Origin of the sequence: Comamonas trifloxystrobinivorans, from assembly GCF_043359985.1 — a bacterium.
GTDB classification, from domain to species: domain Bacteria; phylum Pseudomonadota; class Gammaproteobacteria; order Burkholderiales; family Burkholderiaceae_C; genus Comamonas; species Comamonas trifloxystrobinivorans.
On record NZ_JBHZGV010000015.1, the window covers coordinates 57,236 to 80,173 of the forward strand.

At 62.5% G+C, this 22,938-nt stretch carries 20 protein-coding genes and 1 tRNA gene; 7 read left to right on the forward strand and 14 right to left on the reverse strand.

Annotated elements, in window-relative coordinates; all coding sequences use genetic code 11:
* Positions 1–77 (forward strand) — tRNA-Asp (locus ACFIQF_RS18745).
* A 214-nt stretch (positions 78–291) separates the two neighbouring features.
* Here ACFIQF_RS18745 and ACFIQF_RS18750 read toward each other — a convergent pair.
* From ACFIQF_RS18750 to ACFIQF_RS18760, 3 genes are all read right to left on the reverse strand, one after another.
* Positions 292–1,050, reverse strand: a complete 759-nt coding sequence (locus ACFIQF_RS18750) for a 3-hydroxyacyl-CoA dehydrogenase (RefSeq protein ID WP_393945163.1) — start codon at positions 1,048–1,050, stop codon at positions 292–294.
* A 145-nt stretch (positions 1,051–1,195) separates the two neighbouring features.
* Positions 1,196–2,245: an extracellular solute-binding protein gene (locus ACFIQF_RS18755; protein WP_393945204.1), complete on the reverse strand. Its 1,050-nt coding sequence runs from the start codon at positions 2,243–2,245 to the stop codon at positions 1,196–1,198.
* Positions 2,246–2,690: 445 nt separating this feature from the next.
* Positions 2,691–3,245, reverse strand: coding sequence for a phasin family protein (locus tag ACFIQF_RS18760; protein WP_393945164.1), 555 nt, complete (start codon positions 3,243–3,245; stop codon positions 2,691–2,693).
* 392 nt (positions 3,246–3,637) lie between these two features.
* On the opposite strand from ACFIQF_RS18760, the gene ACFIQF_RS18765 reads away from it, so the two are divergent.
* The 6 genes from ACFIQF_RS18765 (at position 3,638) to ACFIQF_RS18790 (ending at position 11,206) form a co-directional block, all read left to right on the forward strand.
* Positions 3,638–4,093 carry an acyl-CoA thioesterase gene (locus ACFIQF_RS18765; RefSeq protein WP_393945165.1) on the forward strand — a complete coding sequence of 152 codons (456 nt, stop codon included), beginning with the start codon at positions 3,638–3,640 and terminating at the stop codon, positions 4,091–4,093.
* A 166-nt stretch (positions 4,094–4,259) separates the two neighbouring features.
* On the forward strand, positions 4,260–5,513 hold the full coding sequence (gene pncB / locus ACFIQF_RS18770) for a nicotinate phosphoribosyltransferase (protein WP_393945166.1): 1,254 nt from the start codon (positions 4,260–4,262) through the stop codon (positions 5,511–5,513).
* Positions 5,514–5,710: 197 nt separating this feature from the next.
* Positions 5,711–7,141 (forward strand): sodium:proton antiporter, encoded by a 1,431-nt coding sequence (locus tag ACFIQF_RS18775; protein ID WP_393945167.1) that lies wholly within the window; start codon positions 5,711–5,713, stop codon positions 7,139–7,141.
* A 118-nt stretch (positions 7,142–7,259) separates the two neighbouring features.
* Positions 7,260–8,261, forward strand: coding sequence for a 2-hydroxyacid dehydrogenase (locus ACFIQF_RS18780; RefSeq protein WP_393945168.1), 1,002 nt, complete (start codon positions 7,260–7,262; stop codon positions 8,259–8,261).
* 111 nt (positions 8,262–8,372) lie between these two features.
* Positions 8,373–9,950: a DNA recombination protein RmuC gene (locus ACFIQF_RS18785; protein WP_431193947.1), complete on the forward strand. Its 1,578-nt coding sequence runs from the start codon at positions 8,373–8,375 to the stop codon at positions 9,948–9,950.
* Positions 9,947–11,206 (forward strand): MFS transporter, encoded by a 1,260-nt coding sequence (locus tag ACFIQF_RS18790; protein ID WP_393945169.1) that lies wholly within the window; start codon positions 9,947–9,949, stop codon positions 11,204–11,206. Before ACFIQF_RS18785 ends, ACFIQF_RS18790 begins: the two co-directional genes overlap by 4 nt.
* 137 nt (positions 11,207–11,343) lie before the next feature.
* On the opposite strand, the gene ACFIQF_RS18795 is transcribed toward ACFIQF_RS18790, so the two are convergent.
* From ACFIQF_RS18795 to ACFIQF_RS18845, 11 genes are all read right to left on the reverse strand, one after another.
* Positions 11,344–12,207 carry an LOG family protein gene (locus ACFIQF_RS18795; protein WP_393945170.1) on the reverse strand — a complete coding sequence of 288 codons (864 nt, stop codon included), beginning with the start codon at positions 12,205–12,207 and terminating at the stop codon, positions 11,344–11,346.
* A gap of 148 nt (positions 12,208–12,355) precedes the next feature.
* Positions 12,356–12,739 (reverse strand): fluoride efflux transporter CrcB, encoded by a 384-nt coding sequence (crcB, locus tag ACFIQF_RS18800; protein ID WP_393945171.1) that lies wholly within the window; start codon positions 12,737–12,739, stop codon positions 12,356–12,358.
* A gap of 76 nt (positions 12,740–12,815) precedes the next feature.
* Complete coding sequence (locus ACFIQF_RS18805) at positions 12,816–14,624, reverse strand: M14 family metallopeptidase (protein WP_393945172.1); 1,809 nt, start codon at positions 14,622–14,624, stop codon at positions 12,816–12,818.
* Positions 14,625–14,980: 356 nt separating this feature from the next.
* Positions 14,981–15,358, reverse strand: a complete 378-nt coding sequence (gene mnhG / locus ACFIQF_RS18810; RefSeq protein ID WP_393945173.1) for a monovalent cation/H(+) antiporter subunit G — start codon at positions 15,356–15,358, stop codon at positions 14,981–14,983.
* Positions 15,355–15,633 carry a K+/H+ antiporter subunit F gene (locus tag ACFIQF_RS18815; RefSeq protein WP_393945206.1) on the reverse strand — a complete coding sequence of 93 codons (279 nt, stop codon included), beginning with the start codon at positions 15,631–15,633 and terminating at the stop codon, positions 15,355–15,357. Before ACFIQF_RS18815 ends, mnhG begins: the two co-directional genes overlap by 4 nt.
* Positions 15,634–15,638: 5 nt before the next feature.
* The gene (locus ACFIQF_RS18820; protein ID WP_393945174.1) at positions 15,639–16,127 is read right to left on the reverse strand and encodes a Na+/H+ antiporter subunit E; all 489 of its coding nucleotides are present in this window, start codon (positions 16,125–16,127) and stop codon (positions 15,639–15,641) included.
* Entirely contained in the window at positions 16,124–17,929 is a 1,806-nt protein-coding gene (locus ACFIQF_RS18825) for a monovalent cation/H+ antiporter subunit D (protein ID WP_393945175.1), read from the reverse strand. The genes ACFIQF_RS18820 and ACFIQF_RS18825 overlap by 4 nt, the downstream gene beginning before the upstream one ends.
* On the reverse strand, positions 17,929–18,294 hold the full coding sequence (locus ACFIQF_RS18830) for a Na+/H+ antiporter subunit C (RefSeq protein WP_393945176.1): 366 nt from the start codon (positions 18,292–18,294) through the stop codon (positions 17,929–17,931). Before ACFIQF_RS18830 ends, ACFIQF_RS18825 begins: the two co-directional genes overlap by 1 nt.
* A gap of 10 nt (positions 18,295–18,304) precedes the next feature.
* Positions 18,305–21,238 carry a monovalent cation/H+ antiporter subunit A gene (locus ACFIQF_RS18835; protein WP_393945177.1) on the reverse strand — a complete coding sequence of 978 codons (2,934 nt, stop codon included), beginning with the start codon at positions 21,236–21,238 and terminating at the stop codon, positions 18,305–18,307.
* 209 nt (positions 21,239–21,447) lie between these two features.
* On the reverse strand, positions 21,448–22,614 hold the full coding sequence (gene lapB, locus ACFIQF_RS18840; RefSeq protein WP_393945178.1) for a lipopolysaccharide assembly protein LapB: 1,167 nt from the start codon (positions 22,612–22,614) through the stop codon (positions 21,448–21,450).
* Positions 22,604–22,924 (reverse strand): LapA family protein, encoded by a 321-nt coding sequence (locus ACFIQF_RS18845; RefSeq protein ID WP_393945179.1) that lies wholly within the window; start codon positions 22,922–22,924, stop codon positions 22,604–22,606. The genes lapB and ACFIQF_RS18845 overlap by 11 nt, the downstream gene beginning before the upstream one ends.
* Positions 22,925–22,938 lie beyond the last annotated feature (14 nt).

A 22,938-nucleotide genomic window follows, 5' to 3' on the forward strand; every position in this document is an offset into this window, starting at 1 on the left:
GGAGTGGTAGTTCAGTTGGTTAGAATACCGGCCTGTCACGCCGGGGGTCGCGGGTTCGAGTCCCGTCCACTCCGCCAGATACAAGCCTTTCTGTTGGAAAACAGGAAGGCTTTTTCTATTTCTACTCCTCTTGGTGGCGGAGAGGCTCAAATATCACCAAGATAATCGGGCATCCCCAAGATGCAGGCACCCAAATGGGTTGGTTTCCCTGCGTGCGGTCAGTTTTTTACCGTTTTGAAAACAAAAATGCCTTCCGCAGTGGAAGGCATTTTGCTTTGGCTACCAAAGAATTTACTTCGGAGCCAGACGAATAGCGCCGTCGAGGCGAATTACTTCGCCGTTGAGCATGTCGTTTTCGATGATTTGTTTGACCAGCTTGGCGTAGTCTTCGGGCTTGCCCAGGCGGCTGGGGAAGGGCACGCCGGCGGCCAGGGCGTCTTGCACTTCCTGGGGCATGCCAAACAGCATGGGTGTGCCGAAAATGCCGGGAGCAATCGTCATATTGCGGATGCCGTTGCGCGCCAGATCGCGGGCGATGGGCAAGGTCATGCCCACCACGCCGCCCTTGGAGGCCGCGTAGGCGGCTTGGCCGATCTGGCCGTCGTAGGCGGCAACGCTGGCGGTCGAGATCAGCACGCCGCGCTCGCCGGTGGCTTCTGGCTCGTTCTTGCTCATGGCCGTGGCGGCCAGGCGGATCATGTTGAAGCTGCCGATCAGGTTGACGGTGATGGTTTTGCTGAACACGTCGAGCGAGTGCGCGCCGTTCTTGCCCACGGTTTTCTCGGCCGGCGCAATGCCAGCGCAGTTCACCAGGCCGAACAATTTGCCCAGCGAGGTGGCCTTGTCGACCACTGCCTGGCCTTGCTCGGCATTGGCCACATCGCATTTGACAAAGGCGCCGCCCAGTTCCTTGGCGATGGCTTCGCCTTTTTCGCTGTTCATATCGGCAATGACGACGGTGGCGCCTTCTTTGGCGAGCATGCGTGCCGTGCCTTCGCCGAGGCCGGACGCGCCGCCGGTGACGATGAATACCTTGTTCGCGATCTGCATGGGTGTCTCCTGCTGGTTGGGTTTGCGTTGACGTTAACGTCAATTGGCGCCCATCTTACCTGAGCCTTCGCTGACTCGCAGCACCGCCCGGGCGCAAAAAAAGCCCGCGAACGGGCTTTTTGTGTCACTTGGGTGGCAGCCTGGCTTATTGGAAGCCGGCGCGGTCCAGCATCTGCTGCACCTTACCCATGTTGGCGCCCACGGCGCTGATAGGAATGGTCTCGCTCTTGAACGCCTTGCCTTGCGTCATGGCCTTGAGGGCCGGGTTGTCCACCTGCACGTTCTTGGCGGCAGGCCACTCGTTGTTGCCGTTGGCAAAGTAGTTTTGCGCTTCGGGGCTGGCCAGGTATTCCAGGAACTTGACGGCGTTGTCCTTGTTCTTGGTGTTCTTGGCGATGGCGCCGCCGGCAATGTTCAGGTGCGTGCCCCAGCTGTTCTGGTTGGGGAACACCACACCCACCTTGTTGGCCACGGCCACATCTTCGGGGTTGTTCGAGCGCAACATGCGGGCAAAGTAGTAGCTGTTGGTCACCGCGATATCGCATTCGCCAGCGGCCACGGCCTTGATCTGGTCGGTGTCGCCGCCCTTGGGTGGGCGCGCCAGATTGTCTTTCACGCCTTGCAGCCATTGCTGGGCTTTTTCTTCACCCATGTGCTCGGTGATGGCGCCGAACATGCTCAGGTTGTAAGGGTGCGAGCCCGAGCGGATGCAAATTTTGCCCTTGTTCTTGGGATCGGCCAGCTCTTCGTAGGTGTCTACGTCTTCCTTTTTCACCTTCACCTTGTTGTAGGCAATGATGCGGGCGCGCGTGGACAGGCCAAACCAGGCAATGCCGCCATCAGCCTCGGGCTGGGCGCGCAGGTTGCTGGGAATCACTTCTTCAAGCTTGGCCGAGCGGATGGGCAGGAACAGGCCGTCCTTCTCGCCGCGGTACAGGCGTGCTGCATCCACCATCAAGATCACATCAGCGGGCGACGCCGTGCCTTCGGCCTTGAGGCGGGCGATGATGCCGGCGTCGTCCGAGTCGACGCGGTTGATCTTGATGCCAGTGGCCTTGGTGAAGTTGCTGTAGAGCGCTTCGTCGGTCGAGTAGTGGCGCGCCGAGTACAGGTTGACAACTTCTTCGGCCTGAGCGGCCATGGAGCCGGCCAGCGTGGCGCAAGCCAGCGCCAGAACTTTGATGGATTGCAGCATGTGGTGAATAAAGAGCGGAGAACGAAAGATGTGCAATGGTAATCCAAACAAGAACCATTCCTAATTGATTTCAGGGCAGCCCTATGCTTTGTATTACTAATATCAATAGAAGGCGGTGCAAATGCGTGCTTTTTTGCCGGTTCGTGGCCGTTCGTGGCGTGTGCGCATGCCATCAGCGGCTGCCGCTGGCATAGCCCAGGGCACAAGGCTGGCTGTAAAACGGGCAAAAAAAAGCCCGGTCAGAAACCGGGCTTTGAAGGGATCTAAGAAACTGGGTTTCGAAAAGATCCAAGGAGACAACTGGCTGCGTTGAGTTCGTCAACGCAATAAAGCTATTCTAGGGTTTACCCTGGTGCTTGTCCAGTGCTGCTGTGCTTTTTTTACCAAACTGTAGGGGTTTGGCAACAAGCTCGGCAGCACGGCGCGGGGCTCGCCCGGTGGCGAATTAACGCTTCTTGGCGGCGGCGCCCACGTTGCCGGCAGCCTTCACCACGTTGTTGGTGATGGTGTTGAAGTTGGTTTCAGCCACTTCGCCAGCTTGCTTGACGGCCTTTTGCACGCTGTCGTAAGCGTTGTTGGCGGCAGCAACAGCGGTCTTCATCACGGCCACGGCGCTTTCCGAACCAGCGGGAGCGTTCTTGGCAGCGGTGTCAACGAATTCGTTGAACTTGGCTTGGGCTTCGGTGGTTTGGTTTTCGAAGGCCTTGCTGAATTCCAGGCTGGTAGCAGCAGCGATTTCGTACAGGTGGCGGCTGTAAGCGGCGCTCTTTTCAGCCAGAGGCTGCAGCAGGCCGGCTTGCACGCTCATCAGGTCTTGGGCGTTCTTGGCGTCCAGCACCGACTTGGCGTTGGTGGCGGCGTCGTTCAGGGCTGCGCGGGTGGCGGCAACATTCAGTTCCACCAGCTTTTCCACGCCTTCGAAGGCCTTGTTGGTCAGGCCAACCAGGGTTTCCAGATTTGCGCGGTGTGCTGCCAGGATTTGATCAGGGGTCAATGCCATTTTCATGCTCCGTTAGAGTAGGTCAAACAATCAAGGGTCAAGATCCAGATACCGGTCTGCATCTGCGATCCTTGTGCATTGCGATCTCAATTTGCTGCACTGCACAATGATTCGTATTGTAGGGATCGCCAAGCGTTTTGCAAGTATTTTTTGTGCACTGCAGCAACAAAGTGTTTTTTATTTGATTTCAATCCACTAAGCGACGCTTAGATGGTTGAAAAAGCAACCATATTGCAGCTGTTTTGCGGGCACCCGCCAACGCTATTGCGGTTGTAGCACTGCACCGTGTCAGCCGTGTGTCGGGCCGCTGTCCGCTAGGTGGCAGACCCTGGTTCTGTCAGCCGGACTGCCACCTACAATCGCGCTTTTCAAGCCCTTGAGAAAGCTCTGACATGACGGCAACGGCCAGCCCCCAGCGTCCGCAAGCGCAGCCCCGCAGTGGCTACCGCCACTTTCAGCGCATCACCACGCGCTGGGCGGACAACGATATTTACGGCCATGTGAACAACGTCGTTTACTACAGCTGGTTCGATGCGGCGGTGAACCGCTATCTCATAGAGCAGGGGGCGCTCGACATCCACGCCAGCCAGACGATTGGCCTGGTGATCGAGACGCAGTGCAATTACTTTGCGCCCGTGGCTTTCCCGCAAGATGTGGATGTGGGCATCCGTGTGGCGCACATGGGCAAAAGCAGCGTGCGCTATGAAGTGGGCATCTTCGTTGCCGGTGAGCCGCTGTCGGCGGCCTGCGGCCACTTTATCCATGTTTATGTAGACCGCGACAGCCGCCGTCCGGTAGAGCTGCCTGCTGCGTTGCAAACGGCGTTGCAAGCGCTGCTGGTTTCCTGAGCGTTGCGGGCCTTGGCGGTAGTACTGCGCCGCCCAGTCTCCCCGCTGCCCGCACAGGGCCGGGCAATCGCCTACACTCAGCGCTGTTGCGACCAATCTATTCAGAGCGCAGGGCATTGAGGCCACCAACCGCCAAGCCGGTGGTGTGCGCCCGCGCAGCCAACCAATGATTATCCAAAGTCTGCTGGACACCGACCTGTACAAGTTCACGATGATGCAGGTGGTGCTGCACCAGTTTCCCGGTGCCAAGGTGGAGTACCGCTTTCGCTGTCGCAACCCAGGCGTGCAACTGGCGCCGTATGTGGAAGAGATTCAGCGCGAAATCCAGGCCCTGTGCCAGTTGCAGTTCACGGACGACGAACTGGCCTACCTGCAGTCGCTGCGCTTTATCAAAAGCGATTTCATCGATTTTCTGCGCATCTTCCGCCTCAACCAGAAGTACATCCAGGTGAGCGCCTTGCCCAGTGGCGAGATCGACATCACCATCCGTGGCCCTTGGCTGCACACGGTGCTGTTCGAGATTCCGGTGCTGGCCATTGTCAACGAGGTCTACTTTCGCAACACCCAGCCCGAGCCCGATTGGGAAGAGGGCCGCCAGCGCCTGGCCGCCAAGATCGAGGCGATGCATGCACCGGGCCTGGAGGAGCTGAAGATTGCCGATTACGGCTCGCGCCGCCGCTTCAGCCGCCAATGGCAGGAAGAGGTGCTGCGCAGTCTGGTGGGCGGCCTGGGCATTGCCACGCAGGCGGCCAAGCCCGGCGAGCGCGCCGGCCAGTTGGCTGGCACCAGCAACCTGTGGCTGGCCAAACAATTGGGGCTCACGCCGCTGGGCACCATGGCGCACGAGTACCTGCAGGCCTGCCAATCGCTAGGCCCGCGCTTGCGCGAAAGCCAGATCTTCGGCTTCGAGATGTGGGCCAAGGAATACCGGGGCGACCTGGGCATTGCCTTGTCCGACGTGTATGGCATGGACGCTTTCCTGCGCGATTTCGATCTGTATTTCTGCAAGCTCTTCGATGGCGCGCGCCACGACAGCGGTGACCCCATCACCTGGGGCGAGCGCCTGATCGCGCACTACCAGAAATACAAGGTCGATCCGCTCAGCAAGATCTTGATCTTCAGCGACGCGCTCACCATACCGCGCACCATCGAGCTGTTCCGGCGCTTTCATGGCCGCGCTCAGCTGGCTTTTGGCGTGGGCACCAATCTCACCAATGATCTCGGTTACGAGCCGCTGCAAATCGTTATCAAGATGACGCGCTGCAATGGCCAACCAGTGGCCAAGATTTCAGATACGCCCGGCAAAGGCATGTGTGACGACGAGAAATACCTGGCCTACCTGCGCCAGGTATTCAACCTGCCGCCCCACGAGCACGCCGCGCAGCAAGGCGTGGCACCGGCTCCGGCGCGTGCGGGTTGAGCAGGTTCGGTCGCTCAATCTCTGCGGGTTTGTCGGGACGTATTCGGTCGCCTCGGGGCGCTTGCGCCCAGAGCGCTTTCGCTAAAATGTGCTGAAAGGCTGCGCGCAGCATGCGCTGGCAGCTATTGTTTTTATAAAAAGACCGTGCTGCCCTGCTGCAGCTGACAGCGGTTGCACAGATCCAAGGAGTGAGAAACATGGCACAAGGCAAAACGCTGAGTGGCAAAGGGCGCAGCGCGGCCGTGCTGGGCCTGGCGGCTTTGCCCGGGCTGGCGTCGGCCGCCAGCTTGAACGGGGCCGAGCTGTCCATGGCCTGGGGCATTCCTTTTGCTGGCATCCTGCTGTCGATTGCGTTGATGCCGCTGTTCCTGCCCAATTTCTGGCACCACCACTTTGGCAAGGTGGCTGCGGGCTGGGCACTGGCTTTTCTGCTGCCGTTTGCGCTGGTGTTCGGGCCTGGTCTGGCCGCCACCAGCCTGGTGCATGCCATGGTGGCGGAATACATTCCCTTCGTCATCTTGCTGACGGCGCTGTTCACGGTGTCCGGCGGCATCTATATTCGCGGCAACCTGCACGGCACGCCTGCGCTTAACACCGCGATCTTGGCGATTGGTGCCGTGCTCGCCAGCTTCATGGGCACAACAGGCGCCTCGATGTTGTTGATCCGTCCGCTGATCCGTGCCAACGACGTGCGCAAGCGCAGCGCCCATGTGGTGGTGTTCTTCATCTTCATCGTCTCCAATGCGGGCGGCTCGCTCACACCGTTGGGCGATCCACCGCTGTTTCTGGGCTTTTTGAAAGGCGTGGATTTCTTCTGGACGGTGCGCCACATCTTCCCGGAAACGCTGTTCCTGACAGGCGCATTGCTGGCCATCTTTTTTGTGCTCGACACCATCAGCTTCAAGGCTGAAGGCACCATCACCCGCCCTGATCCCACGCCCGACACGGCAGGTCTGGGCTTTGTCGGCAAGGTCAACTTTCTGTTGCTGGCCGTGGTGGTGGCGCTGGTGCTGATGAGCGGCTTCTGGAAATCCGACCTTGCGTTTGACATTGCTGGCACACCCGTCGGCCTGCCTGGCCTGGTGCGTGACATCGGTTTGATTGGCGTGGCGCTGGCCTCGTTGGTGCTCACGCCCAAGGCGGCGCACGAGGCCAACCAGTTCGAGTGGGGCCCGATGAAGGAGGTGGCCAAGCTTTTTGCCGGCATTTTCCTCACCATCATCCCCGTCATCGCCATGCTGCAAGCGGGCACCAATGGCCCGTTCGGTGCCATCGTGCGCGCCGTCACCCGGCCCGACGGCACGCCCGATCCGGCCATGTACTTTTGGGCGACAGGCTTTTTGAGTAGCTTCCTTGACAATGCGCCGACCTATCTGGTGTTCTTCAACACGGCAGGCGGTGACCCGGCTGTGCTGATGACGACCATGGGCTCCACGCTGGCGGCCATCTCGGCAGGCGCGGTCTTCATGGGCGCCAACACCTACATCGGCAATGCACCGAACATGATGGTCAAGGCCATCGCCGAAAGTCGTGGCGTGCGCATGCCCAGCTTCTTTGGCTACATGGCCTGGTCGGGCTGCATCCTGATCCCGCTGTTTGTGGTGATGACGTTTATCTGGTTTCGCTAAGTACTGAGGAGTAGTGAGGTGCTGTGCACTTTGCCCAGTGCCCGCTGAGCAGCTTAGTGGAAACTTGCACCATTGCCGATGGACTTGCCATCGCTATAACGAGAAAGAGAAGAGAGCCATGAATTCCAAGCCGCGCATCCTGATTGCCCGCGCCATCTCGCCCGAAGTGGTGGCTACGCTGCGAGAGCACTTTGAGGTAACCGACAACCCCAGCGATGCAGCCTGGTCGCCAGCCGAGCTGATCGCCCAACTGCAAGGCGTGGATGGCGTGCTCACCACTGGCTCGCAGCGCATCGACGCCGCCTTGCTGGCCGCTTGCCCGCAGCTCAAAATCTGCGCCAACATGGCCGTGGGTTACAACAACTTCGACGTGGCCGCAATGACAGCTGCCGGCGTGCAAGGCACCAACGCCCCCGACGTGCTGACCGAGACCACGGCTGACTTCGGCTTTGCGCTGCTGATGGCCACCGCGCGCCGCATTAGCGAAAGCGAACACTATCTGCGTGCCGGCCAGTGGAAGGATTGGCGCTACGACCTGTTTGCCGGCACCGAAGTGCATGGCTCCACCATGGGCATCATCGGCATGGGCCGCATCGGCCAGGCCATCGCCAAGCGCGGCGCATTCGGCTTTGGCATGAACGTGGTCTACCACAACCGCTCGCGCCTCTCACCCGAGCTGGAAGCCGAATGCAAAGCGCGCTATGTCAGCAAGGAAGAACTGCTGAAAACCGCTGACCACGTGGTGCTGGTGCTGCCTTACACACCGCAAGCGCACCACACCATCGGCGCAGCCGAGCTGGCGCAAATGAAGCCCACTGCCACGCTGATCAACATCGCCCGCGGCGGCATTGTCGACGACGCTGCGCTGGCCAAAGCGCTGGCCAACAAGCAAATCGCCGCAGCGGGCCTGGACGTGTTCGAGGGCGAACCCGCCGTGCACCCCGATCTGCTGAAAGTGCCCAACGTGGTGCTCACCCCGCACATTGCCAGCGCCACCATGCCCACGCGCCTGGCCATGGCGCAACTGGCGGCAGACAACCTGATCGCCTACCTGGGCGGCAAGGCACCCGTCACGCCAGTGAACCAGTTGGATTCGGCACACAGCCGCCGCACTGCTTAAAGTACTTGTCCGCAGGCACAACAGACGCTTGCTCAAGTTTTAGCTGCTTGCACCCACAGATGGGCGCAAGCAGCTATTATTTTTGAAGTTTTACTGCGCAGGACGTCTGTTGTGACACTGGACCTGAACCTGATATTGCTGGCGGCTTTGCTGCTGGTGGCTTTGCTGATTTTGCTGATCTTGTTGCTGCGCCGGCCCAAGGTGGATCTGGGTGAGCCTTGGGGGCAGCAACTGGCGCAGCAGACGCGCGATCAGCAAACCACGGTGCAGGCTTTGGCGCGCAACGAAGGGGCGCTGAGCCATTTGTCGCAGCAGGTGAACCTGCAGCTGCGCGAGCTGAACCAGAGCAACCAGGAGGTGCTGGGCGAGTTCCGCGAAGCGCTGGAGGCGCGGCTGGCGCAAAGCCTGGCCGAGGCGCGCCTGGGCCGCCAAGAGCTGCAGCAGGCGCTGGCGGGTTTTGAGGCGCAACTGGCGCAGCGCCTGGCGCACCTGGATGCGGCGGTGAACCAGCGGCTGTCGGTGCTGGACACCTCGCTCACCCAGCGCGTAGATGCGCTCAGCAGTGCCAACCACCAAAGCCTGGCGGCGCTCAAGGGCGATGTGCAGGCGCATTTGAGCAGCCTGCAAGAGGGCGTGGGACGGCAGCTGGCGCAGGTGGCCATGGCCCATCTGCAGCAGGCCGAGCAGCTGCGCGGCACGCTCAACGAGCGGCTGGCCAGCATTCAGAGCGACAACGCCAACAAGCTCGACGAGATGCGCAAGACAGTGGACGAGAAGCTGCATGCCACGCTGGAGCAGCGCCTGGGCGAATCCTTCAAGCTGGTGAGTGACCGGCTGGAGCAGGTGCACAAAGGCCTGGGCGAGATGCAGTCGCTGGCCGGCAGCGTGGGCGATTTGAAGCGGGTGATGACGAACGTGAAAACCCGCGGCACCTGGGGCGAGCTGCAGCTGGGCATGATCATCGACAACGTGCTCACCGCCGAGCAATACGCCAAGAACGTGAAGACCGTGCCCGGCAGCGACGAGCTGGTGGAGTTCGCCATTCGCCTGCCTGGCAAGCGCGAAGATGCGCCAGTGTGGTTGCCTATCGATTCCAAGTACCCGGTCGAGCACTACCAGCGCCTGCTCGATGCGCAGGAGAGCATGGACAAGGCGGCCATCCAATCGGCCAGCAATGGTTTTGAGGCATCGATCCGGCACGAGGCCAAGAAGATTTACAGCAAATATGTGGCGCCGCCATACACCACCGATTTTGCGCTGCTCTACTTGCCCACCGAAGGCCTGTTTGCCGAGGTGATGCGCCGCCCCGGCCTGGTGGAAGCGGTGCAAAACGATTGCCGCATCATGATCTCCGGCCCCGCCAACCTGGCCGCCATGCTCAGCAGCTTGCAGATGGGTTTCAAAACCCTGGCCATCGAAAAGCGCAGCTCCGAGGTCTGGGCCGTGCTGGGCCAGGTCAAGACCGAGTTCAACAAATTTGGCGAGGCGGTGGAGGCCACGCGCCGCTCCATCGACCAGGCGGCCAAGAAGTTCGAGCAGGTCGATGTGCGCACCCGCGCCATCAAGCGCAAGCTCTCGGGCGTGCATGAGTTGCCAAATGGCGACGCCGCCGAGGACGAAGGCGACAGCCCTCTGGGCCTGCCTGCAACGACAATGCCGGGCAAGCCAGCGCCTGAGGGGAGTGCGTGAACCGCGAGTTGATTCGGCTGATCGTCGGCCAGTTTTTTGTCCATTCCTGCATGACAGGTACGCGCCTGGCCGCGCCCTTGCTGGCTTTGCGCGATGGTTACACGCCCGGCGCAGTCGGTTTTTTGCTGGCCTTGTTTGCGCTGACCCAGGTATTTCTGGCGCTGCCCGCCGGCCGCTATACCGACAAGCACGGCTTCATGCGGCCCATGCTGATCGCCATTGGCCTGGCGTTCACCGGCACCATCATCGGCGTCATTTACCCGCGTTTTGGCGTGTTGTGCGTCTCGGCGCTGCTCACGGGCGCGGGTTGCGGCATCTCGATCATTGCGCTGCAACGGCACGCCGGCCGCGTAGCGCACGAGGCGAGCGAGCTGCGCCAGATCTTCAGCTGGCTCTCGCTCGGCCCGGCGATTGCCAACTTCCTCGGCCCGATGGTGACCGGCCTGATCATCGACCACTCCACCAAACAGGCGGGCGACGATCTCTCTTACCGAATTGCTTTTGCTGTGCTGTCAGCGTTTGCGCTGCTGGCCTGGTGGTGCGTGCGCGGTGCCCAAGAGCAGCCGACCGCGGCCGTGGTGCACGACGGCCAGCCGCACCACGCCTGGGATTTGCTGCGCGAGCAGAGCTTCCGCCGCCTGCTGCTGGTGAACTGGCTGGTGGCTTCGTGCTGGGACGTGCACACTTTTGTGGTGCCTTTGCTGGGCCACGAGAAAGGCCTGGCCGCATCGCAGATCGGCACCGTGCTGGGTGTGTTTGCGCTGGCGGCGTTCTTTATCCGCCTGCTGTTGCCCAGCATCTCGCGCCATCTGCGTGAGATGACGGTGGTGATGGCCGCCATGGTGCTGACGGCTGCCGTGTTTGCCGTTTACCCGCTGATGCCTAACGCCACCACCATGGCGATTTGCTCCGCGCTGTTGGGCATTGCGCTGGGCAGCGTGCAGCCCATGGCCATGAGCATGCTGCACCAGATCACGCCGGAAGAGCGCCACGGCGAAGCCGTCGGTCTGCGCCTGATGCTGATCAACGGCTCCAGCGTGTGCATGCCGCTCATGTTCGGCGCGGCCGGCGCCGCTATTGGCGTGGGTGGCGTGTTCTGGGTGATGGGCGCAATGATTGGCGCAGGCTCCCGCATGGCCTGGTTGCTGGGGCATACGCCGATGCCGACGTTCAAGCCGTTGACGGCTGAACCGGGGGCGGTCCCGCCGGACAGTGACGTGACCGACGTTGAGCCTAAGCAGAAAAAAGGTCCATAACGGAGTCGCAGGAGCGCGACTCTGGCGTTGGGCTTTATCTGCGCTCGCCGCGGCACATGCGTAGCCCGCCCAACCAACGCGCTCCAAACAAAAACAGCCGGCAAAAGCCAGCTGTATTCGTTGCAAGCGGGGGTTAATCAGCCCTGATAAAACGCCTGAATCACCCGGCAGGCTTCGTGCACATCGTCGGTAATGCGGAAGAGCTTTACGTCGTCGGGCGAGATGGTGCCGTATTCCACCATCACGTCGAAGTTGAGCATGCGCGTCCAGAAGTCCACGCCGAAGAGCACGATGGGCACGGGCTTGGCCTTGTGGGTTTGCACCAGGGTCAGCACCTCAAACAGCTCGTCCATGGTGCCGAAGCCGCCGGGGAAGACGACCAAGGCGCGGGCGCGCATCATCAGGTGCATTTTGCGCAGCGCAAAGTAGTGGAACTTGAAGCACAGCTCGGGCGTGATGTAGCGGTTGCCCGATTGCTCGTGCGGCAAGGTGATGTTCATGCCGACGTTGGGCGCATGCTCTTCGTAGGCGCCGCGGTTGGCTGCTTCCATGATGCCGGGGCCGCCGCCGGTGCAGATGTAGAGCCGGTCTTCGAGCTTTTGGGTTTCGCTGAACTTGGCCACCAGGCGGGCAAAGCGGCGCGCTGCGTCGTAGTAGCGGCTGTTGCGCACGGCGCGCTCGGCCAGTGCCAGGGTTTTTTCGTCGCCTTGGGCCTTGGCGATGTCCAGCTTTTGCTCGGCTTCTTCGGGCGAGATGAAGCGGGCGCTGCCAAATACCACCACGGTATTGTTGATGCCCTGGGCCGTCAACTCCAGATCGGGCTTGAGCATTTCGAGCTGGAAGCGGATCGAGCGGGTTTCGCGGCGGCTCAGAAATTCGGGGTCGGCGAAGGCCAGGCGGTAAGAGTCGGGTTTGAGCGGGTTGTCCTGCTTGCGCTCGCTGGCAAACAAATTCCAGTCCTGGGCCATCACATGTTCATCGAGTTGGGTATTGGCGTCCAAAGTAGTCTCCCGCGATCGTGGTGCAGCCCGGAAGCGCCGGGCACGACAGGTAAACACGGCTACCAGCGCACCATGGCAAGCGCTGATAGCTACGGAATATATAGCATTTGCCAGCGTGCCAACGGAGAAAAACGTCAAAAAAAGTAGATCAGCGAGCGGCCCACAGCGCGTTGCCGGTGGCCAGGCCCAAGGCTGTCAGTGCGAGCGAGCCCAGCAGGTGCAGGCTGCATTGCAAGAGCGCCAGGCCAAAGCGGCCGGCTTGCAGCATGGCAACGGTTTCTGCCGAGAAGCTGGAGAAGGTGGTGAGCGCGCCCAGAAAGCCGGTGATCCAGACCAGGCGCCAGACCGGATCGATCCCCGGCGAGTGCTGAAACAGCGCCACCAGCAAGCCGATGACGTAGCCGCCCACCAGGTTGGCGGCGAGCGTGCCCCAAGGCAGGAAGGAATGCGGTTGGTTGAGCCAGCGGCCCAGTTGCCAGCGCGCAATGGCGCCGGCGCAGGCGCCGACCGAGATGCCGATGAGGTTCCACATAGGCGTTGCAGCTTAGCAGAAAGCGGTTGGCTGCAAGGGCTGTGGTTTTGCTGTGAGCGGCGCTGGGCGCGCACCGCTATTGGCGGTTTTGCATGATCTCTTGCCAGGCGGCATAAGCGGCCAGCACGGTGGCCAGCTGCACGCCATGGGCAAATTGCAGCGCTTCGCCGGTGACGGTTTCGTCGGGAAACTCGGTGATCAGCGTGACTGGCGCGCGCGATGCCTGGTTGGGGTTGATGGTGCAGGGCGTACCATGGCGCAGCGCAAACGGCTGCTGGCCCGAGTGGCGTTGGTAGAGCGCCAGTTGGCGGGCGTTGTATTCGGGCAGGCCGGGCACTTGCAGCAGGGCCAGTGCAATGCGGTCGGCCAGGGCTTCGGCAGCGTCTTGCCAGCCTTCGTGGTAGCGCAAAATCAGGAAAAAGCCCTTGGGAATGGTCCACAGATCAAAGCCATGCGGCACATAGCCGCTGAGCGGGCGCGTCCATTCGTGCGCCGGGTAGCCGTGCAGGTTGATGTGCAGTTGCGCACCGCTGCCGCCAATGGCGTCGTAGGGCACAGCGCTTTCAAACCAGGGCGCTTGGTCGCGGTACTCCAGGTCGTCGCCCAGCGCGGTGTAGCGTGCCGCATGGTGCATTTGTTCCGGTGCATAGCTGCTCAGCCATTGTTGCAAGGCGTAGCCGTCGGGGTTTTTGACGGGGATGTAGGCAAAGTGGCTGTCCGGCTGCTGCGCCAAAGCCAGTGCGGCGCGCACACCGCCGGTCACGCCCGATACCTCGTTGGCATGCTGGCCGCCGCTCAGCAGCACCGGGTGGTCGCTGCCGCGCTGGTAGGTGGCGGCAATGCTGCGGCCTTGCACGCTGCGCCCTTGCCAGGCCACGCCGTTGGCGGCAAACAGTGGCTGTACCAACGCCCCAATCTCGGCCAGGCTGGGCGCTTGTTGCAGTTGGCTGGCTGCGGTTGCTGCCGATGCGATGGAGGCATGCTGCACCAGCTGCGCTGGCACTGGGTCGGCAGGTTGCGGCAAAGGCTGCACGCTCACATCCACCGTGATTTGCTGCAGTGCCAGCGGTTCGGTTTGCTCGGCCAAGCGGATATCTGGCACGATCTGGCCGGGCTGCAAGCGCCGGTCGCCGGCTTGGCGGCCCGAGATTTGCTGGAAATGCTCGAGCAGCGAGAAGTACAGCTCTTCGTGCATGGCCTCGGGCGTGCTCATCACCTCGCCCGTTGTGCCAATGGCTTGCTCAAAGCCGGGCAGTGCCATGCTGATTTGCAGGCGGCCAAAAAACGGTTCGCTCTGCGGCCAGGCGTGGGCCTGGATGGCTTGCATGGCCTGTGCGTAGGCCATTTCGTAATCGGTGATCAGCGCCTCGTTGCACAGCTGGCCGCCTTGCGCATCCAGCGCACGTTGCCAGCCACAGGGCGTGATGCCGGGCACTCCTTGCTGGGCTGCAAACATGCGGTTGGGCGCAAACACGCGCAGCGCTTGCTGGCGCTCGCCCCGGTATTGCAGGTGCAGTTCGTAGTGCTGGGTTTGCGTGCTGGGCTGCATGTGCAGGGCCACGCTGTTCAGCATGGCGGCGAGTGGGTAGGCTTCCAGCAAAAAACGGTTGGCGGCCGCGTGCGGATGCACCGGGTAGCGCAGCTCCACCGCTTGCAGCTTGTGCAGCTCCACCTCTTCGAGCACCGCATTCACCAGCGGTTTGTAGCAGCTGCGAATGCGGGCGCGCAGGCCGTGGGCGGCGAGCTTTTGCTCGGCGGCGCGGCGCGCTTGCAGCCCTTCAAAGCACCACAGTTGCCACAGCACATCGGGTTGCGGATCGGCCAGGCGGGCCTGTACCCAGTGGGTCAGTGTGCGGTCGATGGTGCTGTGGAGCAGGGTCGTCATGGCATGGGCAGCGGGAGGTTGCAGACCCCGCAGCTTAGCCTACCCGCGCTGCTGCGGCTGTCGCGGTGGGCATCGGCGATGCGGTGCTCAGAGCGTGTTTACGATCTCAACGCAGTCGCGTTGTGCTGCAATCGCGTCCGAGTTCGCTGTGATGGGTTGCAGAATGCACCCATGTGCATTCAAGGCCCAGCGCTGCGAAATCGGCCGATTTCAGTGCAACCCTTGTGGACAGTGGTTTTGCGATGCACGAGCACGGCAGCAAGATGGCATATTGGCCGCTGCAAAGGCAAACCTCACCAACAAGCCGCTACTTCGCAAAACCGCTGTCGCGGCGCGAGGAGATCGTAAACACGCTCTCAGGCGTCGTTGCTGTCAGGTGTGGCCACCACGATGCGGCTCACGCTGGCGGGCACGTTCTTGTTCATGCGGCGGTCGCGGAAGAGCGCGGCGCGCATCAAAAAGATGGTGGTGATGGGCACCGTGACCGAGATGAAGATGGCAATCAGCACTGCATGCAGGGCCAGCGAATCGCTGAGCAGGCTCACGAAGACGACCGAGCCCCAGACAATGGTCCAGCAGCCGGCGGTGGCAATGATGGCGGGCGTGTGCACGCGCTCGTAGTAGGTGGGCAGGCGCAGCAGGCCCATGGCGCCGATCAGCGCAATCAGCGCGCCGGCCAGCACCAGCACAGACACCAGGATCTGGGCCCAGACGGGCAGGGCGATTTCGGTCATTCGATCACCTCGCCGCGCAGCAGGAACTTGGCCATGGCGGTGGAGCTGACAAAGCCGAACAGGGCAATCAGCAGCGCCGCCTCGAAGTAGTTGACCGAGGCGTAGTGGATGCCCAGCACCAGCATGGCGAGCATGCCGATGAGGTACATGCAGTCGAGCGCCAGCACGCGGTCTTGTGCCTGCGGGCCCTTGAGCAGGCGCACCATGGCAAACAGCATGGCCAGCAGCAGGATGAACAGCGCGGCGGGCATGGTCCAGGCCAGGATCGGGTTCATCGGGGTCATTCAAAAATCTCCATCAGCGGGCGCTCGTAGCAGGCTTTGACATGGTCGATGATGGCCTGCGGGTCTTGCGCCTCCATCACGTGCAGCAGCAGCATTGAGCGGTCGCGCGAGACTTCGGCCCAGGCAGTGCCCGGCGTGATGCAGACGATCATTGCCAGCACGGCCAGGCCGTTGGGGTCGCGCAGTTGCAGCGGTATGTGCACGAAGGCGGGCGGGCCTTTGCGGGTTTGGGGGGCCAGCAAGAGGCGGATCACGGCCACGTTCGATTTGAGCGAATCGTAGGCCACGCGCAGGCCCAGGCGGATGATGGTCAGCGGGTGCTTGATGCTGACTGCGCGCGGCCGCAGCCCTTGCGTGAGCATGGGGATGAGCAGGCCGAGCAGCACGCCCAGGATGACCTGGCCGGCGCTCAGGCTGCGGTTGAGCAGCAGCCACACCACGCACAGAAAGACGGACAGCAGCGGAGCGGGTAACAGGCGTTTCATTGGGCTTCTCCTGCTGGCTTGCTGGTGTCTGCCTCCGGCGCACGCAAGTGGCCGGTAGAGCCGGCCGGCGCCACGGGCACCGAGGTGCCGGAGTCTGGGCCCAGGCGTTTGTCGGGCAGCGGCGCCGCCGTGGGGTAGGGCACGGGCTCGGTTTCCAGCACGGCGCGGATATAGGTGCCCGGAGCCAGCAGCGTGTTGGCGGCGCGTTGGGTAAAGCGCATTACACCGCCGGCGTACACCACCATCAGCACCGCGCAGCCCAGCAGCAGTGCGATTGGCAGGCCTTCGGCCAGCTTGAGCTCGGGCGTGCTGCGGCTCACGCTCGACCAGAACTCACGAATGCCGATGCGCACCAGGCCGACCAAGGCCATCAGGCCGGTGGCGATGAGGGTGACCATGAACAGGCCGCCCAGCCAGCCGATTTGCGTGCCCGCCGACGAGCCCAGGCCCAGCGGGTTGAGCAAGGCATTGAGCATGGCGAACTTGCCGATAAAGCCCGACAGCGGCGGCAGGCCCGAGATGATCAGTGTGCAGACCATGAAGGACAGGCCCAGAAAAGCCATGGCAGCGGGGATGATACGGCCGATCAGCACCTCTTCGTCTTCGTCCAGGTTCAGGCCTTCGCGCGGCAGCAGCTCGGGCGTGAGGAAGGGCGCTTCCTCGTCGTCAAAGTGCACCACATCGCTGCCTTCGGTGCGCCAGCGGTCGATCAGGTCGGCCACCAGGAACAGCGCGGCCACGGCCAGCGTAGAGCTGGGCAGGTAGTACAGCAGCGCGGCCGTCATCAGGTTCTGGCCAAAGCCGGTGGCCGCCAGCAAGGTGCCAGCCGACAAAATGGCCGCGTAGCCCGCCGTGTGGTTGAGGCGCTGGGTGCCCAGCATGCCGATGCCGCCAAACGCCATGGTGGCCAGGCCGCCGAGGATGAGCCAGGCGCTGCCAAAGTGTGCCGAGTCGCCCGCTTCGCTGCTGAACATTAGCGTCCACAGGCGCAAGACGGTGTAGATGCCCACCTTGGTCATTAGTGCAAAGACAGCGCTCACCGGCGCAGTGGCGGCGCCATACGCCGGCACCAGCCAGAAGTTGAGCGGCCACACGGCAGATTTGATCAAAAAGGCCACGGCCAAGATGCCGGCAGCGGTGTGCAGCAGGCCGCGGTCGGCGCTGGAGACGCTGGGGATGATGCGCGCCAGATCGGCCATGTTGAGCGTGCCGGTAATGCCGTAGAGCATGGACACGCCGATCAGAATCAGGCTTGACGCCACCAGGTTGATGGCAATGTAGTGCAGTCCGTGCTGCACGCGGGCCTTGCCCGAGCCGTGCAAGAGCATGCCGTACGAGGCCGCCAGCATGATCTCGAAGCAGACGAACAGGTTGAACAGGTCGCCCGTCAAAAACGCGCCAGCCAAGCCCATCATCTGGAACTGGAACAGCGGGTGGAAATGCACGCCGGCGCGGTGCCAGCGGGCGCCGGAATACAGCACGGCGCACAGGGCCACGACGCTGGTGGTGAGCAGCATCAGCGCGGTCAAGCGGTCCAGCACCAAGGCAATGCCAAAGGGTGCGGCCCAGTTGCCCGCCAGGTAGACGCTGATGGTGTTGGCCACGCCATCCTGGTTGCTCCACTGCACCAGGGCAATGGCGATGATGACATTGAGCGCGCAAGCGCTGATGTTCATCAGCAGCTTGGTGCGTTGGTGCTTTTCGCCCAGCGTCAGCATCAGCGCTGCGGCCAGCATGGGCAGCAGCAGCGGTGCCAGCATCAGGTGCGGCATCAGGCGTTCGGTCCAGCCTAGCAACGACATCAAGCGTTCTCCTGTGCGTCGTTGGAGTTGGAGCCGTCCACGTGGTCAGTGCCGGTCATGCCGCGCGAGGCGAGCAACACCACCAGGAACAAGGCTGTCATGGCAAAGCCGATGACGATGGCGGTCAGCACCAGGGCCTGCACCATCGGGTCGGCGTAGTGCAGCAGATCGGTGGGCACGCCTTTTTGCAAAATCGGTTCGCGGTCGATCGCCAGGCCGTAGCGGCCCATGCTGAAGATGAACAGGTTGACGGCAAACGACAGCAGCAGCAGCCCCATGATGATCTGAAAAGTGCGTGGGCGCAGCAGCAGCCACACGCCCGAACCGGTCAGCACACCAATGGCAATGGCAAGCATGATTTCCATCGGTGTCTCCTTAGGATTGCTGGGCCGGGGCGGCCGCGGAGTCACGCTCGCTTTGCTGGCGCTCGTGGTAGCGGAAGCCTCGTACCGATTGGTGGGCAATACCGGTGAGCAGCAGCATGGTGGAGCCCACCACGAGCGCAAACACGCCGATATCGAAGAACAGCGCACTGGCCACGTGGATCTCGCCTACCAGAGGCAGCGTGAAGTGGGCCGTGTGGCTGGTGAGGAAGGGGTAGCCGAAATACCAGCTGCCCACGCCCGAACCCAGGGCGAACAGCAGGCCGGCGGCAATCCAGCGGCGCGGGTAGATCGGCATGTGCGATTCGACCCAGTGCGTGCCCGAGATGATGTATTGCAGCAGCAGGCCGATGGCCATTGTCAGGCCGGCAACAAAGCCGCCGCCGGGCTCGTTGTGGCCGCGCATGAACAAGTACATGGCCACCACAGCGGCAAACGGCAGCAGCAGGCGCACCAGCACGGCGGGCACCATCAGGTAGCCAATGGCGGTGTCGGTGGCAGTGCGCGGGTTGAGCAGGTCGGTGTGCAAATCGGCTGGCAAAAAGCGTTGCTGCTCGGGCACATCCATGGCTTCGGGGGCTGGGCGGAAGCGGCGCAGCAGCGCATACACCGTCAGCGCCACGATGCCCAGCACCACGATTTCGCCGAAGGTGTCAAAGCCGCGGAAGTCGACCAAGGTCACGTTCACCACATTGGTGCCGCCGCCTTCGGGCTGGGCGCGCTCCAGGAAGAAGGTGGAGGTGCTTTCGGAGAAAGGCCGGCTCATCATGGCGAACGACAACCAGGCCATGCCGGCGCCCGAGAGCAGCGCAATCGCCAGATCGCGGTAGCGGCGCAAGGCCACCAAGGCGCCTTGGTTGGCAGCGGTCTGAAGCGACTTGTCTCGCTTGGGCAGCCAGCGCAGGCCCAGCAGCAGCAGCACCGTGGTGACCACCTCGACCACCAATTGCGTCAGCGCCAGATCGGGCGCGGAGAACCACAAAAAGGTCAGGCAAGTGGCCAGGCCGGCGCCGCCCAGTGTTACCAGGGCCGCCAGGCGGTGGTATTTGACCAGATAGGCCGCCGACAGCGAGCAGGCGATGCCGATGATCCACACGATTGCAAAGGCGGGCGAGAGCGGCTGCACAGCGCGGTTGCCCAGCTCCATGCCATGGATCAGCAGCGGCAGCGCGCCGGTGATCAGCGCCGCCAGCACCAGCCACAGCGCTTGCCATTGCCAGCGCCGCGTACCCAGCAAGCGGCGCAGGTGGCGCGCCACATTGGTAATACGCGCCATCACGCCATCAAAAATACGCTGGCCGTTGAACCAGCTGGCAACCGGCGCATCTTCGGCGCGGCCCTGGCTTCTGAGCTGGCGCAGCATCAGGTACAGCGCAATGCCGGCGAACATGGCAATAAAGCTCATCACCAGCGGCGTATTGACGCCGTGCCACAGCGCCAGGCTGAACTCGGGCAGAGTGCCGCCCACCACCGGCAAGGCAGCGGCGTTGAGGTAATTGCCCACCGCCCAGGCGGGCAGCACGCCTACCAGCAGGCAGATCAGCACCAGCAGCTCGATAGGCACGCGCATCCAGTGCGGCGGCTCATGCGGCGTGTGCGGCAGATCGGTTGCAGGCGGGCCAAAGAACACATCCACCGTGAAACGCAGCGAATAAGCCACGCTGAAAATACCGGCCAGCGTAGCGGCCACCGGCAAAGCAATCTGCAAAAACGGCGTGGTGTTGATGTACACCGTTTCGGCAAAAAACATTTCCTTCGACAAAAAGCCGTTGAGCAGCGGCACACCGGCCATGGCCGCACTGGCCACCATGGCGAGCGTGGCAGTGATCGGCATCATCTTGCGCAGGCCCGAGAGGCGGCGAATATCACGTGTGCCCGATTCGTGGTCGACAATGCCGGCCGCCATGAACAGCGAGGCCTTGAAGGTGGCGTGGTTCATGATGTGGAAGACCGCCGCCACTGCCGCCAGCGGGCTGTTCAGGCCCAGCAGCAAGGTGATCAGGCCCAGGTGCGAGAGCGTGGAATAGGCCAGCAACGCTTTCAGATCGTTCTGGAACATGGCGATATAGCCGCCCAGCAACAAGGTGGCAGCGCCTGCACCGCCCACCAGCCAGAACCATTCCTCGGTGCCGCTGAGCGCCGGCCACAAGCGCGCCAGCAAAAACACGCCGGCCTTGACCATGGTGGCCGAGTGCAGATAGGCAGACACTGGCGTGGGCGCTGCCATGGCGCGTGGCAGCCAGAAGTGGAAGGGGAACTGCGCGCTCTTGGTGAGTGCGCCCAGCAAGATCAGCACCAGAGTAACGCGGTAGAGCTCGTGGCTGCGGATCTGGTCGCCGGCGGCCAGCACGTTGTCGAGCTCATAGCTGCCGACGATATGGCCGAGCAGCAGCACGCCAGCCAGCAGGCACAGGCCGCCGGTGCCCGTTACCGTCAAGGCCATGCGGGCGCCCATGCGTGCATCCTTGCGGTGGTGCCAGTAACCGATCAGCAAGAAAGAAAACAGGCTGGTCAGCTCCCAGAAAAACACCAGCTGCACCAGGTTGCCCGAGAGCACCACGCCCATCATCGAGCCCATGAAGGCCAGGAAGAACGAGAAAAAACGCGGCACCGGATCGGCTTGCGACATGTAGTAGCGCGCATACAGCACCACCAGCGAGCCGATGCCCAGCACCAGAATGGAGAACATCCAGGCAAAACCGTCCAGGCGGAAATGCAGGTTCAGCCCGAGCTGGCCCAGCCAGGGCAAGGTCTGGTGCACCACGCCGTTGTTCTGCACCTCGGGGAAAAGCAGGGCCACCTGGATGGCGCAAAACAAACTGATCGCCCCCGCCAAAGTTGATTCGGCATTACGCGCATTGGCAGGCAGCAGCGCGGCAATCGCGCTGCCCAAAAAGGGGAGGAGGATCAGATAGGAAAGAGCCATTTTCGGCAGATTCTACAAGCCAGGTCATCAACTCATGCTACGAAAACCCGAGCAGATACAGGATATTGGCCGAAGCTATCCTGTAGCCGATATCCTATGTGGGCATCTGCAAATGGCGCAAGAGAGTGCAGGGCTTACGCCGCTGTCAGCGAATGCCTCATAGGTATTGCCAGCCGTGTGTTTGCGGCGGCTTTTTGGGCTGGAGGCGCTTACTGCTCTTCGACGCGGCGCGGTGGGTAGCTGTCCCAGGACTGGCAGCCCGGGCACTGCCAAAAATGCTGGCGCGCCTCAAAACCGCAGGCCGCGCAGCGGTAGCGAGTGAGCGGCTTGGCCGCGTTGTCCAGCGCACGTTGCACGGCCGGGTGGTGTTCTTCGTGCGTGAGCGTCTCGTTGGCCAGCCAGCGGCCAGCGGCCACCAGGGAGGGCTCGTGGCGCAAATGCTCTATATACCAATCGCGTGCCAGCGGCGGTGTGGGCGCGGGCACCATGCCTGCTTCGTCCATCTGCACCAGGCACTGCATCACATCCAGCGAAGGCGAGCTGTGGTAGTTGGCATGCAAAAGGGCGCGCACCTCGGCAGCGCGGGTATCGGTTTTGGCCAGTTCCACCATCAGTGGTGCCACCAGCGGCACAGAAGAGGGTGACACTGCGGCCAGCTCCAGCAAAGTGGTCAGCGCCTGGATGGCCTGGCCGTTCTTGTGCTGCAAATGGGCGCTCTCGATACGCGGGCGCGGCGCACGCGGCGCTTCGGACTGGGCTTCCTGCAGCAGGCTGCGGGCCGCTTCCAGCTGGCCGTGGGCTTGCTGGCTCAGCGCCTGCTCGCACAAATAGTGGGCAATGCGCACGCTGTAATCGCCTTGTCCTTCGGACTGCATCTGGCGCGCAATCTGCACGGCCTGCGGCCAATCGTGGGCGCGCTCGTAAATGGCCAGGCGCGACAAGCGGGCCTCGTTCTCGTAGGGGCTGCCGTCCAGGCGCGAGAGTGCATCTTCAGCGCGGTCCAGCAGGCCGGCCTTCAGAAAATCCAGCGCCAGCGCATGCTGGGCGCGCTCGCGCTCGGCCTTGCCGATATCGGCGCGCGAGAGCAAATGCTCGTGCACCCGCACGGCGCGGCTGTACTCGCCACGGCGGCGGAAGAGGTTGCCCAGCGCAAAGTGCAGCTCGGCCGTGTCCGGATCGTTCTGCACGGCCTCGATAAAGGCATCAATCGCCTTGTCCTGCTGCTCGTTGAGCAGAAAGTTCAGCCCCTTGAAATAGGCCTTGGGGGCGCTGCGGTTTTCGCGGCGGATCTGGCGCAAGTCAAAGCGCGAGGCAAGCCAGCCCAGCACAAAGGCCACGGGAAAGCCCAGCAGGATCCAGGAGATATTAAATTCCATGAGGAGGCAGAGTTTCGGCCTTGAAGCTGGCCTCTGGGGGAGCCGCGGTGGCGGGAGCTGCAGCTTCGGCAACTGGCGGCTGGCTGGCAGCGCGCTGCGCCGCTTTGCGGTGCTTCCACCAGCGCGGCACCATGCCGACAATACCCACAATCACCCCGGCGCTGAAAGCCAGCAGCACCACCAGCACCAGCGGCGCCTGCCACTGCGTGCCAAAGAAGAAATGCACCACCACATCGCGCTGGTTGTTGAGCGCAAACGCGAACAGGGTGAAAAAAATGACTGCCTTGAGCAGCCACAACAAGTACTTCATGGTGTCAAAAAATG